The organism is Micromonospora sp. LZ34 (assembly GCF_052981855.1).
On sequence record NZ_JBRIQN010000004.1, the window covers coordinates 142,519 to 155,849 of the forward strand.

Sequence of the window (13,331 nt, forward strand, 5' to 3'; positions counted from 1 at the left end):
CCCGACTACCCCGCGACCGGCGCGGCGTCGACCTGGTCGTCGACCACCGGTTGGGCGAACTGGGCCTGGTACAGCCGGTGGTACGCGCCGCCGGCGGCGAGCAGTTCCTCGTGCGTGCCCTGCTCGACGATCCGGCCGTCCTCCATCATCAGGATCAGGTCGGCGTCCCGGATGGTGGAGAGCCGGTGCGCGATCACGAAGCTGGTCCGGTCCGACCGCAGCGCGGCCATCGCCCGCTGGAGCAGCACCTCGGTACGGGTGTCCACCGAGCTGGTCGCCTCGTCCAGGATCAGCAGCGACGGCTCGGCGAGGAACGCCCGGGCGATGGTGATCAACTGCTTCTCGCCCGCGCTGACGTTGCTGCCCTCCTCGTCGATCACCGTGTCGTAGCCGTCCGGCAGGCTGCGCACGAACCGGTCCACGAAGGTCGCCCGGGCCGCGGCCAGGATCTCCTCCTCTGCCGCGTCCGGCCGCCCGTAGGCGATGTTGTCCCGGATGGTGCCGCCGAAGAGCCAGGTGTCCTGGAGGACCATCCCGATCCGGCCGCGCAGCTCGTCCCGGCGCATCGTGGTGATGTCCACCCCGTCCAGGGTGATCCGGCCGGCGTCCAGTTCGTAGAAGCGCATGACCAGGTTGACCAGAGTGGTCTTGCCCGCCCCGGTCGGCCCGACGATGGCCACCGTGTGGCCGGGCTCGGCCACCAGCGACAGGTCCTCGATCAGCGGCTTGTCCGGGGCGTACCGGAACGACACGTGCTCGAACTCGACCCGGCCGTGCGGGTCGCGTACCCGGGCCGGCTCGGCCGGGTCCGGGCTCTGCTCCTCGGCGTCGAGCACCGCGAAGACCCGCTCGGCCGAGGCCACCCCGGACTGGAGCAGGTTGGCCATCGAGGCGACCTGGGTCAGCGGCTGGGTGAACTGCCGGGAGTACTGGATGAACGCCTGCACGTCGCCGAGGCTCATCGCTCCGGTGGCCACCCGCAGGCCGCCGACCACGGCGATCGCCACGTAGCTGAGGTTCCCGATGAACATCATCGCCGGCATGATCATCCCGGAGATGAACTGGGCGCCGAAGCTGGCCCGGAACAGTTCCTCGTTCTTGGCCGCGAAGGCGGCCTCGACCTCGCGCTGCCGGCCGAAGACCTTGACCAGCTCGTGACCGGTGAACGCCTCCTCGATCTGGCCGTTGAGCTGGCCGGTGTGCGTCCACTGGGCGATGAACTGCTGCTGCGACCGCTTGGCGATCCGCTGGGTGACCAGCACCGACAGCGGCACCGCGACCAGGGCCACCAGGGCCAGCAGCGGCGAGATCCAGAACATCATGGCGAGCACGCCGACCACGGTCAGCAGCGAGGTGAGCAGCTGGCTCAACGTCTGCTGCAGGCTCTGCGAGATGTTGTCGATGTCGTTGGTGACCCGGCTGAGCAGCTCACCGCGGGGCTGCCGGTCGAAGTAGGGCAGCGGCAGCCGGTTGAGCTTGTCCTCCACGTCGGCGCGCAGCTTCAGCACGGTCCGCTGCACCACGCCGTTGAGCAGCCAACCCTGCCACCACAGCAGGAGGCTGGCGGCGAGGTAGAGCCCGAGCGCCAGCAGCAGCACCCGGCCCAGCGCCGCGAAGTCGATGCCAACGCCGGGCACCACGTCCATCCGGGCGAGCATGTCGGCGAAGCTGTCGTTGCCGGCCGCCCGGGCCGCGGCCACCGCCTGCTCGGCGGTGGTGCCCGCCGGCAGTTGCCGGCCGATCACCCCGGTGAAGATCAGGTCGGTGGCGTGGCCCAGCACCTTCGGCCCGATCACGCTGAGCCCCACGCTGACCACCGCCAGCGCGATGATCGCGGTCAACTGGAGCCGGTGCGGCCGGAGCCGGCCGAGGAGCCGCCGGGCGGACGGGCCGAAGTTCATCGACCGCTCGGTGGGCATTCCCGCGCCCGCCCAGGGCGGTCCGCCGCGTTGCCCGCCGCCGGGCAACCGCTTCGGCGCCGGCGCGTCGGCGGCCGGCTTCTGGGCGGGTACGTTCGCCCTGCGCTCGCTCATGCCGCCACCTCCGCGCTCTGCTGCGAGGCGACGATCTCCGCGTAGGTCGGGCAGGTTTTCAGCAGTTGTTCGTGTCGGCCCACTCCGACCACGCCCCCGTCCTCCAGCACGATGATCTGATCGGCGTCGACGATCGTGGAGACCCGCTGGGCCACGATCACCACGGCGGCGTCGGCGGTGACCGGCCGCAGCGCCGCCCGCAGCCGCGCGTCGGTGCCGAGGTCGAGCGCGGAGAACGAGTCGTCGAAGAGGTAGATCTCCGGCCGGCGGACCAGCGCGCGGGCGATCGCCAGCCGCTGCCGCTGCCCGCCGGAGACGTTGGTGCCGCCCTGCGCGATCGGGGCGTCCAGCCGTTCCGGCATCGCCTCGACGAAGTCCCGCGCCTGGGCGATCTCCAGCGCCGACCACAGCTCCGCGTCGGTGGCGTCCGGGTTGCCGTAGCGCAGGTTGCTCGCCACGGTGCCGGTGAACAGGTACGGCCGCTGCGGCACCAGGCCGATCCGGCGCCACAGCTCGTCCGGCGCCAGTTCGCGGACGTCCACCCCGTCGACCAGCACCGCGCCGGCCGTCACGTCGACCAGCCGGGGGATCAGCGACAGCAGCGTGGTCTTGCCGGCGCCGGTGCTGCCGATGATCGCCGTGGTCGTCCCGGCGGCGACCCGGAACGAGATGTCGCGCAGCACCGGCTCGGCCGCGCCCGGGTACTGGAACCGCACCCCGCGCAGCTCCAATTCGCCCCGCGTCGGCACCTCGGTGACCCCGCCCGCCGGGGGCAGCACCGACGAGTCGGTGTCCAGCACCTCGACGATGCGTTCGGCGCAGACCGCCGCGCGCGGCACCATCATCATCATGAAGGTGGCCATCATGACCGCCATCAGGATCTGCATGAGGTACTGCAGGAAGGCGGTGAGCGCGCCGACCTGGATCGCCCCGGCGTCCACCCGCTGCGCGCCGAACCAGAGCACCGCGACGCTGGAGACGTTGAGCACCAGCATCACCATCGGGAAGATCAGCGCCAGCAGCCGGCCGGTGCGCAGCGCGGTCGCGGTCAGGTCGGCGTTCGCGGCGGCGAAGCGGCGCGTCTCGTACGGCTCGCGGACGAACGCCCGGACCACCCGGATGCCGGTGATCTGCTCGCGCAGCACCCGGTTGACCGTGTCGATCCGGGTCTGCATAAGCCGGAACCCGGGCACCATCCGGCGGATCACCAGCCCCAGCGCGACGGCCAGCACGGGTACGCAGACCAGCATCAGCCAGGAGAGGCCGACGTCCTCGCGCAGTGCCATGACCACGCCGCCGACGCTCATGATCGGGGCGGCCACCAGCATGGTGCAGCTCATCAGGACGAGCATCTGCACCTGCTGGACGTCGTTGGTGTTGCGGGTGATCAGCGACGGCGCCCCGAACCGGGCGACCTCGCGGGCGGAGAACCGGTTGACGTGCGCGAAGACCGCGGCCCGCACGTCCCGCCCGAAGCCCATCGCGGTACGCGCGCCGAGGTAGACCGCCGCGATCGCGCAGACGATCTGCACCAGGCTGACCAGCAGCATCCACATGCCGGTGCGCAGGATGTAGTCGGTGTCGCCGCGGGCCACGCCGAGGTCGATGATGTCGGCGTTGAGGCTGGGCAGGTAGAGCGAGGCCATGGTGCCGACGAACTGGAGCAGCACCACCGCGGTCAGCGGCCGGTGGTAGGGGCGCAGGCTGTCGCGGAGCAGTCGGATCAGCACGCCGGGCCTCCCGGCACGCCGGCGGTGCCCGTCATGGGTGGTTCCTCTCCACTGCCGATGACCTCCAGCAGGAACGCCCGGATCACGGCGGCCTTCGCCGGGTCGGCGTCGACCGAGGTGAGCGGAGGATTGGACTGGATCAGGGTGGTGACCGCCGCCAGCCGCTCCCGGCCGGTGGGGGTGATGGCGAGCCGGACGCTGCGCCGGTCGCTCTCGTCGCGCTGCCGCTCGACCAGCCCGTCGCGTTCGAGGGTGTCGATGATTCCGGTCAGGGTGGCTGGCCGGACGAAGCACCGTTGGGCGACCTCGCCGTGCGGCAGCGCGCCGTCCTTGTCGAGCGTCATCAGGGTGACCATGCCGGCCTGGGTGAGGTTGAACTTCTCGGCCAGGAAGCGGTTCCACCTCTGGCTGACCACATGGCCCGCGACCACCAGAAGGCGACCGATCGGCACGTCGTTGAGGGTGACCAGGTTCACGAGGCTATGTTAGCCCCCTGATTGTCAGGACCCAAACGAAATAGCGGCGGCCACGCCGACGAAGAAGACCTGCTCCACCGTCCGCGGCCCGAGGGGAGTCGCCGGCCGACCCCCCAGGGTCAGCCCGCGCCGCACCGCCGAGACGTTCGCCGGGAACATGGCCAGCATCAGCAGGGCCAGTCCGGCCGCCGCCCAGCGGGCGGTCGCCGGCAGCAGCAGCCCGACCGCGCCCACCAGCTCCAGCACCCCGGTGACCGCGACCAGCAGGTCGGGCCGGGGCAGGGCGGGGGGCACCATCGCGATCATGTCCGCCCGGTAGGCGGGGGCGAAGTGCGCGACACCGGTCACCACGAACATCAGCGCCAGCCCCACCCGCAGCGCTGGATGCCAGCCGTCGAGCGCACCCACGCCCAGCAGCCCGGCCAGCCGGGCGAGCGCGGTGCCGGCGACGAGCGCGATCAGTGGAGCCATCGGTACCTCCCAGGAAAGCCAATCTTGTCGACGACAAGATTGCCCCTCCGGGTGCCATCTTGTCAATGGCAAGTTAGGATTCCGGGATGACCGGCACACGTGGCTACCATCACGGCGACCTGCGGCGGGCCCTGCTCGCGGCAGCGGTGCAGGCGATCGAGGAGTCCGGCGTCAGCGCGCTCAGCCTGCGTGACCTGGCCCGCCGGGCGGGTGTCTCGCACGCCGCGCCGGCACACCACTTCGGCGACAAGGCCGGGCTGCTCACCGCGCTCGCCGTCGAGGGCTTCGACCTGCTGGCCGACCGGTTGCACGGCGCCGGCGACGACATGCTGGAGGCCGGTGTCGCGTACGTCGATTTCGCGGTCGGGCACCGCGCCCACTTCGAGGTGATGTTCCGCCCGGAGCTCTACCGGGCCGACGCCGCCGAGGTGCGGGCGGCCAACGAGCGGGCCCGCACGGCGCTCTACGCGGGGGTGGCGGCGCTGCCCGGCCGGCGGGCGCGGGGCGCCGACCCGGGGCGGGACGCGCTGGCCGCCTGGTCGATCGTGCACGGCTTCGCCACGCTCTGGCTCTCCGGCGCGCTGCCGGCCAGGATCGGCGACGACCCCGGGGAGGCGGCCAGGGAAGTGATCGCCCGCCTCTTCGCCTAGCCAGGGTAGACATTGACGAAGGTGACGGCCTTACTGTAAACAATGTGCACCGATGCCTCGCGGAGGTGCCCATGCGACGGTCCGTCCTGCTCGTGGTGGCCCTGCTCGTCCTGATCGCGGCGGCCCCACCGGCCGTCGCCGGCCCGGCCCCGGCCGTCGCCGGCCCGGCCCCGGCCGGCGCCGCACCCCCGGCCGGCATGGCGACCCAGGCCGCAAGCCCGGTGCAGATCTACGGTGCGTGGCACTGCGGCAACGACTTCTGCACCTGGGGCACGGTCCGCAGCGTCGCCGAGTTCGACGCCCAGAACCACTGGCTGGTCGACCGGGGCGACGGCCACCCCTCGGTCAACCTGGTCGTGCTCAGCTTCGTCAACCCGCTGGCGCTGCTGCGGCAGACCACCGACCAGGCCACCCTCGACGGCGTGCCGCGGGGGATGACCCCCGAGATCGTCAACTACTTCACCTCGCGGGGCATCCGGGTCATGCTCTCCATCGGTGGGATCACCTACACCGACGACTGGGACGCCGCGCTCGCCGAGAACCCGACGCTGTTCGGCCAGCGTGCCGCCGCGGTGGCCACCCGGCTCGGCGTCGGCATCGAGATCGACTACGAGCAGAACACCGATCCGAACCTGACCGCGCTCCAGGCGTTCATCGACGCCTACCGGGCCGTGCACCCGTACGACGCCACCGGCACCCGGCCCCAGGCCCGGCTCACCATCGACGTGGCGGCCGGTGACCGCTGGCTGATCGCGCTGAACCGCAAGGCGACCGCCGACTGGCTGCGCACCGACCGGCCGGTGCTCGACTACGCCAACGCGATGGTGACCGCCCGGCCCGCCTCGGCGAGCAGCGCGCAGGCCAACTGGCAGGAGCACGTCGACGGCAAGCCGCAGTACAGCCCCCCGGTGCCGCCGCTGGCCCCGGCCAAGTTCACCGGCGGCATCTACATCGCCTACGGCGGCCGGCCGCTGCCCGAGTGCGTCGGCTGGGCCGCGTCGGTCCAGCGGGCCACCGCCCCGTACGTCCAGACGGTCGCCCCGAACGGCGCGGGCACGACCGCCGGCATGCTCGGCTTCATGTTCTGGGCCGCCGAGCGCCCCTCCACCCGCGGCATCGGCACGGTGCCGCCGTATACCTGCGAGGGCGGGGTGGGCGCCGGCGCCTCCGCACTGGCCGTCCCGGTGCCGATGCCGCCGCTGCGCCAGAGCTGATCGGTACGACGCCCGGCCGGGCGCCGTACCGATCACGGCGGCGGGCTCACCAACTGGTGGGCAGCGGCATCCCCTCGGTGTAGCCGGCGGTGCTCTGCACGCCGACCACGGCCCGCTCGTGGTACTCCGCGAGGTTCCGCGCCCCGGCGTAGGTGAAGGCGCTGCGGACCCCGGCGATGATCTCGTCGATCAGGTCCTCCACGCCCGGCCGGTTCGGGTCCAGGTACATCCGCGCCGAGGAGATGCCCTCCTCGAAGACCGCCTTGCGGGCCCGGTCGTACGCGCTGTCGTCGGCGGTGCGCGCGCTGACCGCCCGCGCCGAGGCCATCCCGAAGCTCTCCTTGTAACGCCGCCCGTCAGGCTCGGTGTAGAGGTCGCCGGGGGACTCGTAGGTGCCGGCGAACCAGGAGCCGATCATCACGTTCGACGCGCCCGCGGCCAGCGCCAGCGCCACATCCCGCGGGTGCCGGACGCCGCCGTCGGCCCAGACGTGCCGGCCGAGGTCGCGGGCCGCCGCCGCGCAGTCGAGCACCGCGGAGAACTGCGGCCGGCCCACCCCGGTCATCATCCGGGTGGTGCACATGGCGCCCGGGCCCACACCCACCTTGACGATGTCCGCACCCGCCTCCACCAGGTCGCGTACGCCCTCGGCGGTGACCACGTTGCCGGCCGCCACCGGCACCGCCGGGTCCAGCTTGCGGACCGCCCGCAGCGCGGAGATCATCCGCTCCTGGTGCCCGTGCGCGGTGTCCACGACCAGCGTGTCCACCCCGGCTTCCAGCAGGGCCGCCGCCTTGCCGGTGACGTCCCCGTTGATGCCGATCGCCGCGGCGATCCGCAGCCGCCCCCGGTCGTCGACCGCCGGCTTGTAGAGCGTGGCGCGCAGCGCGCCCTGCCGGGTGAGCACCCCGACCAGCCGCCCCTCGGCGTCGACCACCGGGGCGAGCCGGCGCCGGCCCGCCGAGAGCCGGTCGAAGCCGGTCCGCGGGTCGGCGTCCGCCGGGACGGTGTGCAGTTCGGTCGACATCACGTGGCGCAGCTGGGCGAACCGGTCGACGCCCACGGTGTCCGCCTCGGTCACCACGCCCAGCGGCCGGCCCGCCGGGTCGACCACGATCACCGCCCCGTGCGCCCGCTTCGGCAGCAGGTGGATCGCGTCACCCACGGTGTCGGTCGGGCCGAGGGTGATCGCGGTGTCGTGCACCAGGTGCCGCTGCTTGACCCAGGCGACGACGTTCGCCACCACCTCGATCGGGATGTCCTGCGGGATCACCGCGATGGCGCCGCGCCGGGCGACCGTCTCGGCCATCCGCCGGCCGCTCACCGCGGTCATGTTCGACACCACCAGCGGGATGGTGGTGCCCGTACCGTCGCCGGTGGCCAGGTCGACGTCGAGCCGCGAGCCCAGGTCGGAGCGGGCCGGCGCCATGAAGACGTCGTTGTAGGTCAGGTCGTGCGCGGGGACCGCGCCATGAAGGAACCGCACCCGGCCATCATCCGCGACCGGCGGCCCGCCCGCCCCCGGTGGTCACGGAAAACACTCCCCGGCCCGGTCAGCCGAGCAGCAGCACGACGGCCAGCGCGGCCATCACGACGGCGATCACGCCGTCCAGCAGCCGCCAGGCGACGGTACGGGCGAGCAGCGGGGCCAGCCGGTGCGCACCGACGCCCAGCGCGGTGAACCAGACCACGCTGGCCAGCGCGGCGCCGACGCCGAACACCCAACGGTGCGGCTGCTGCTGGGCGATCCCGCCGAGGAGCAGCACGGTGTCCAGGTAGACGTGCGGGTTCAGGTAGGTGAAGGCGGCGCAGGCGAGCAGGGTCGCCCGCAGGGTGGCCGGCGGGCGTTCGGTGGGCAGCAGCGCGCCGGGACGCAGGGCGCGGCGGGCGGCGAGCGCCGCGTAGCAGAGCAGGAACACCGCGCCGCCCCAGCGGATCGCCGTCAGCAGCCCGGGCCGCCCGGTCACCAGCGTGCCCACCCCGGCGATGCCGGCGGCGATCAACAGCGCGTCCGAGGCGGCGCAGGTGAGGACCACGGGTACCACGTGCTCGCGGCGCAACCCCTGGCGCAGGACGAAGGCGTTCTGGGCGCCGATGGCGACGATCAGCGCGATGGACATGGAGAACCCGGCGACGGCGGAGGTGAGCACGTCACGACGCTAGAGCCGCCGCCGACCATCAGTCCAACTAAACATTCTGACGCGGCTTAAGCTGAATTTATGAACGGACTCGACTCGGCCCAGCTGCGTACGCTCGCCGCCGTGGTCGCCGAGGGCAGCTTCGAGGCGGCCGCCCGGCTGCTGCACATCACCCCGTCCGCGGTCAGTCAGCGGGTCAAGGCGCTGGAGGAGACGGTCGGCCAGGTGCTGGTCCGCCGCACCCGGCCGTGCGCGGCGACCGAGGCGGGCCGACCGCTGCTGCGGCTGGCCGGCCAGCTCGCGCTGCTGGAACGGGAGGCGCTGGCCGACGCCCGGGGCCCGCTGACCGGCGGGGGGCGCACCCGGGTGGCCGTGGTGGTCAACGCGGACTCGCTGGCCACCTGGTTCCCGGCCGCGCTGGCCCGGCTGCCGCAGCGGTCGGGGCTCTTCTTCGACCTGCGCCAGGACGACCAGGACCACACCGCCGAACTGCTCCGGGACGGCTCGGTGACGGCGGCGGTCACCGCCCAGCGGGAGGCCGTGCAGGGCTGCCGGGTGATCCGGCTCGGCGCGATGCGCTACCGCGCGCTGGCCGCTCCGGAGTTCGCGGCGGCCCACTTCGCCGACGGGCTCACCCCGGCCGCGATGGCCACCGTGCCGCTCGTGGTCTTCGACCGCAAGGACCGGGTGCAGCACCGGTTCCTGCGCGCGGTGGCCGGCCGCCCGCTGGAGCCGCCGGTGCACTACGTGCCCTCGGTGCCGGCCTTCAGCGAGGCGATCCGGTTGGGGCTCGGCTGGAGCCTGGTGCCCGAGCAGATCGCCGACGCCGACCTGGCCGCCGGGCGCTGCGTCGACCTCGCCCCCGGCCGGCACCTGGACATCCCGCTCTACTGGCAGCACTGGCGGCTGGAGTCGGACGTGCTGAACGCCCTCACCGCCGCGGTACGCGAGGTGGCCGCCGAGACCCTGCGCTGAGGCCGCACCCGTCGGCGCGACGGGAGGGGGTCCGCCGGCTCAGGCGATGGTGCAGATGGTCGCGCCCGCCGTGATCACCGCACCGACCTCGGCGCCCAGGCCGCTGACCGTGCCGGCCTTGTGCGCGTGCAGCGGCTGCTCCATCTTCATCGCCTCCAGCACCACGACCAGGTCGCCCTCGGCCACGGTGTCGCCGTCGGCGACCGCGATCTTCACGATGGTGCCCTGCATCGGGGAGGTGAGCGCGTCGCCGCTGACCGTGGCACCGGCCTTCGCGCCGCCACCCCGGCGGGCCGGCTTGCGGGCGGCGGGCACGGCGGTGGCCGTACCCCCGCCGAGGCCGGCGGGGAGCGTGACCTCCAGCCGCTTTCCGCCGACCTCGACCACGACGGTCTCCCGCTCGGCCGGCGCCTCGGCGGCGCCGGCGGCGGCGGTGAACGGCGGGACGGTGTTGTCGAACTCGGTCTCGATCCACCGGGTGTGCACGGTGAACGGCTCGGCGGTGAACGCCTCGTCCCGCACCACGAGCCGGTGGAACGGCAGCGCGGTGGCCATCCCCTCGACCGTCATCTCGTCCAGTGCCCGGCGGGCCCGCTCGATCGCCTCGGTGCGGGTCTCGCCGGTGATGATGACCTTGGCCAGCAGCGAGTCGAAGTTGCCGCCGATCACGTCGCCGGCCGAGATGCCGGTGTCCACCCGTACGCCCGGGCCGGTGGGCAGCCGCAGCGCGGTGACCGTGCCGGGGGCGGGCAGGAAGCTGCGGCCCGGGTCCTCGCCGTTGATCCGGAACTCGATGGCGTGCCCGCGCGGGGCCGGGTCCTCGGTGAACCGCAGCTTCTCGCCGTCGGCGATCCGGAACTGCTCGCGGACCAGGTCGATGCCGGCGGTCTCCTCGGTGACCGGGTGCTCGACCTGGAGGCGGGTGTTCACCTCCAGGAAGGAGATGGTGCCGTCCGCGCCGACCAGGTATTCCACCGTGCCGGCGCCGTGGTAGCCGGCCTCCCGGCAGATCGCCTTGGCACTGTCGTGGATCTGGGCGCGCTGCGCGTCGGTGAGGAACGGCGCGGGGGCCTCCTCGACCAGCTTCTGGTGCCGCCGCTGCAGCGAGCAGTCGCGGGTGCCGACCACGATCACGTTGCCGTGCTGGTCGGCCAGCACCTGCGCCTCGACGTGCCGGGGCTTGTCCAGGTAGCGCTCGACGAAGCACTCCCCGCGGCCGAAAGCGGCGACCGCCTCGCGGGTGGCCGACTCGAACAGGTGCGGGATCTCCTCCATGGTGCGGGCCACCTTGAGCCCGCGCCCGCCGCCGCCGAAGGCGGCCTTGATAGCGACCGGCAGGCCGTGGTCGACCGCGAACGCGATCACCTCGTCGGCGTTGCCGACCGGGTCCGGGGTGCCGGGGACCAGGGGCGCGCCGGCGCGCTGGGCGATGTGCCGGGCGGTGACCTTGTCACCCAGGTCGCGGATCGCCTGCGGCGTCGGGCCGATCCAGGTCAGCCCGGCGTCGATGACCGCCTGGGCGAAGTCGGCGTTCTCGGAGAGGAACCCGTAGCCCGGGTGCACCGCGTCGGCGTCGGCCTTGGCGGCGACCTCCAGCAGCTTGTCGATGCGCAGGTACGACTCAGCGGCGGTGTCCCCGCCGAGGGCGTACGCCTCGTCGGCCAGCGTGGCGTGCAGGGCGTCCCGGTCGGAGTCCGCGTAGACCGCGACGCTGCCCAGGCCGGCGTCCCGGCAGGCACGGATGACGCGGACGGCGATCTCGCCGCGGTTGGCGATGAGTACCTTGCGCACCTTGGTGACTCCTCCCGGAGGGTTACTGACCGGGAGTGTATCGGCCACTCTGACGGCCCTAACGATCGCTCAGTGTGGGATGCCGCACTGTCCGGAGGCGCCTTAGTCAAACTTGCTTATTACGCTTGACCGGTGTCTGCCACCCGAATGATGATCCTCGGTCTGGTTCGCTGGATGCAGCCGGTGCACGGCTACGACGTCCGCCGCGAGCTGCTCAGCTGGAACGCCGACAAGTGGGCCAACGTGCAACCGGGATCGATCTACCACGCCCTGCGCAAGCTGACCGAGGAGGGGCTGCTGCGCGAGGTCGCCATCGAGCAGGTGGGCGCCCGCCCGGCCCGTACCAACTACGAGGTCACCCCGAAGGGCGAGGAGGAGTTCGAGACGCTGCTGCGCGGGCTCTGGTGGCGGCTGGACGAGCCGCCCGACCCGTTCGCGGCCGCCTTCTCCTTCCTGCCGGCGATGCCTCGCGAGGAGGCGGCGGCGGCGCTGCGCAACCGGGCGAACCTGATGCGCGCCGGTGTCGAGTGGATGCGGACGTCGTTGAACTCTGACTGGATGCGCGAAACCAAGCCGGTGCACGTGGGCTGGATGTTCGAGCTCTGGACGGCCCGGTCGGAGGCGGAGATCGCCTGGTGCGAGCGGATCGCGGAACGGATCGAGTCGGGGGTGTCGTACCTGCCTGATGGACTCGAACGGGCGGAGGGTTGGGATGGCTGGGAAGAGCGCCTGCCACCACGGCAGCCGGGCGTCGAATAATCAACGTTGACCAAAAAAGCTATATCGCGTTAGCCTCGTCGCGGCACACGGGGGAGCGCGCCGTCCGGCGTCCGTCCCCATGGGACAGCCGGCCGGCCGCTGCCGGCCCGGACGACCAGGAGCAGAGATGATCGAGACCAGAGGGTTGCGGAAGTCGTTCCGCTCCCGTGCGGGTCGGGAGACCAAGACCGTCGACGCGGTGCGCGGGGTCAACCTGCAGGTCGCCGAGGGCGAGATCTTCGGCTTCCTCGGCCCGAACGGCGCCGGCAAGACGACCACCCTGCGGATGCTGGCCACGTTGATCGAGCCGGACGGCGGGGAGGCCAGCATCGCCGGGGCCGACCTGCGCAAGGACCCGGCCGAGGTGCGCCGCCGGATCGGCTACGTGGCCCAGGGCGGCAGCACCTGGGACGAGTCCACCGCCCGCGAGGAGCTGGTGCTGCACGCCCGGATGTACGGCATTGGCAAGGCCGAGGCGCACCGCCGGGCCGCCCGCGCCCTGGACGCCTTCCAGCTCACCGAGTTCGCCGACCGCAAGTGCAAGACCTACTCCGGCGGCCAGCGGCGGCGGGTGGAGATCGCGCTCGGCATCATCCACGAGCCGAAGATCGTCTTCCTGGACGAGCCGACCACCGGCCTCGACCCGCAGAGCCGGGCGCACATGTGGGACGAGATCCGGCGGCTGCGCACCGAGGGCATGACCGTCTTCATCACCACCCACTACCTCGACGAGGCCGACGCGCTCTGCGACCGGATCGCGATCATGGATCACGGCGAGGTGGTGGCCGAGGGCACCCCGGCCGACCTGAAGCGCGAGATCTCCGGCGACGTCGTGCTGCTCGGGCTGGACGTCGCGGCCACCCCGCAGGCCGCGCAACTGCTCGACAGCGAGCCGTACGTCAACAAGCTGGAAACCGCCGACGAGGGCGGGCTGCGGCTCTACGTCGACGAGGGCGCCACCGCCATCCCGCAGATCCTGCGCCGGGTGGACGGCGCCGGCCTGGCGCTGAACTCCATCGAGCTGCACCGGCCCAGCCTCGACGACGTCTTCCTGACCAAGACCGGCCGCTCGCTGCGCGAGTCCTGACCCCCAT

12 protein-coding genes are annotated in these 13,331 nt (G+C 72.6%); 5 read left to right on the top strand and 7 right to left on the bottom strand.

Annotation, left to right across the window (positions count from 1 at the left end):
- Window positions 1-5: 5 nt before the first annotated feature.
- From ACVCAH_RS06790 to ACVCAH_RS06805, 4 genes are read right to left on the bottom strand one after another with little or no spacing between them, the layout of a single operon-like run.
- The gene (locus tag ACVCAH_RS06790) at window positions 6-2,033 is read right to left on the bottom strand and encodes an ABC transporter ATP-binding protein (protein ID WP_447135172.1); all 2,028 of its coding nucleotides are present in this window, start codon (window positions 2,031-2,033) and stop codon (window positions 6-8) included.
- Complete coding sequence (locus tag ACVCAH_RS06795; RefSeq protein ID WP_447135173.1) at window positions 2,030-3,763, bottom strand: ABC transporter ATP-binding protein; 1,734 nt, start codon at window positions 3,761-3,763, stop codon at window positions 2,030-2,032. The genes ACVCAH_RS06790 and ACVCAH_RS06795 overlap by 4 nt, the downstream gene beginning before the upstream one ends.
- The gene (locus ACVCAH_RS06800) at window positions 3,757-4,239 is read right to left on the bottom strand and encodes a MarR family winged helix-turn-helix transcriptional regulator (RefSeq protein WP_447135174.1); all 483 of its coding nucleotides are present in this window, start codon (window positions 4,237-4,239) and stop codon (window positions 3,757-3,759) included. Before ACVCAH_RS06800 ends, ACVCAH_RS06795 begins: the two co-directional genes overlap by 7 nt.
- 24 nt (window positions 4,240-4,263) lie before the next feature.
- The gene (locus tag ACVCAH_RS06805) at window positions 4,264-4,710 is read right to left on the bottom strand and encodes a DoxX family protein (protein ID WP_447135175.1); all 447 of its coding nucleotides are present in this window, start codon (window positions 4,708-4,710) and stop codon (window positions 4,264-4,266) included.
- 86 nt (window positions 4,711-4,796) lie between these two features.
- Here ACVCAH_RS06805 and ACVCAH_RS06810 point away from each other — a divergent pair, with 86 nt between their 5' ends.
- Together ACVCAH_RS06810 and ACVCAH_RS06815 are read left to right on the top strand one after the other, a co-directional pair.
- Entirely contained in the window at window positions 4,797-5,360 is a 564-nt protein-coding gene (locus ACVCAH_RS06810) for a TetR/AcrR family transcriptional regulator (protein WP_447135176.1), read from the top strand.
- A gap of 71 nt (window positions 5,361-5,431) precedes the next feature.
- A complete protein-coding gene (locus ACVCAH_RS06815; RefSeq protein ID WP_447135177.1) occupies window positions 5,432-6,574 on the top strand; it encodes a hypothetical protein in 1,143 nt (380 codons plus the stop codon).
- 46 nt (window positions 6,575-6,620) lie between these two features.
- Here ACVCAH_RS06815 and ACVCAH_RS06820 read toward each other — a convergent pair whose 3' ends face one another.
- Window positions 6,621-8,060: a GuaB1 family IMP dehydrogenase-related protein gene (locus ACVCAH_RS06820; protein WP_447135178.1), complete on the bottom strand. Its 1,440-nt coding sequence runs from the start codon at window positions 8,058-8,060 to the stop codon at window positions 6,621-6,623.
- Window positions 8,061-8,127: 67 nt separating this feature from the next.
- Window positions 8,128-8,724, bottom strand: a complete 597-nt coding sequence (locus ACVCAH_RS06825) for a LysE/ArgO family amino acid transporter (protein ID WP_447135179.1) — start codon at window positions 8,722-8,724, stop codon at window positions 8,128-8,130.
- A 69-nt stretch (window positions 8,725-8,793) separates the two neighbouring features.
- Here ACVCAH_RS06825 and ACVCAH_RS06830 point away from each other — a divergent pair, with 69 nt between their 5' ends.
- A complete protein-coding gene (locus ACVCAH_RS06830) occupies window positions 8,794-9,687 on the top strand; it encodes a LysR family transcriptional regulator ArgP (protein ID WP_447135180.1) in 894 nt (297 codons plus the stop codon).
- A 39-nt stretch (window positions 9,688-9,726) separates the two neighbouring features.
- Here the strand turns inward: ACVCAH_RS06830 and ACVCAH_RS06835 are convergent, their stop codons facing one another.
- Window positions 9,727-11,478: an acetyl/propionyl/methylcrotonyl-CoA carboxylase subunit alpha gene (locus ACVCAH_RS06835; protein ID WP_447135181.1), complete on the bottom strand. Its 1,752-nt coding sequence runs from the start codon at window positions 11,476-11,478 to the stop codon at window positions 9,727-9,729.
- A 147-nt stretch (window positions 11,479-11,625) separates the two neighbouring features.
- Between ACVCAH_RS06835 and ACVCAH_RS06840 the strand changes: the two genes are divergently transcribed.
- Together ACVCAH_RS06840 and ACVCAH_RS06845 are read left to right on the top strand one after the other, a co-directional pair.
- Window positions 11,626-12,237 carry a PadR family transcriptional regulator gene (locus tag ACVCAH_RS06840; RefSeq protein WP_447135339.1) on the top strand — a complete coding sequence of 204 codons (612 nt, stop codon included), beginning with the start codon at window positions 11,626-11,628 and terminating at the stop codon, window positions 12,235-12,237.
- 127 nt (window positions 12,238-12,364) lie between these two features.
- Window positions 12,365-13,324: an ATP-binding cassette domain-containing protein gene (locus ACVCAH_RS06845; protein ID WP_447135182.1), complete on the top strand. Its 960-nt coding sequence runs from the start codon at window positions 12,365-12,367 to the stop codon at window positions 13,322-13,324.
- The last annotated feature ends 7 nt before the right edge of the window (window positions 13,325-13,331 follow it).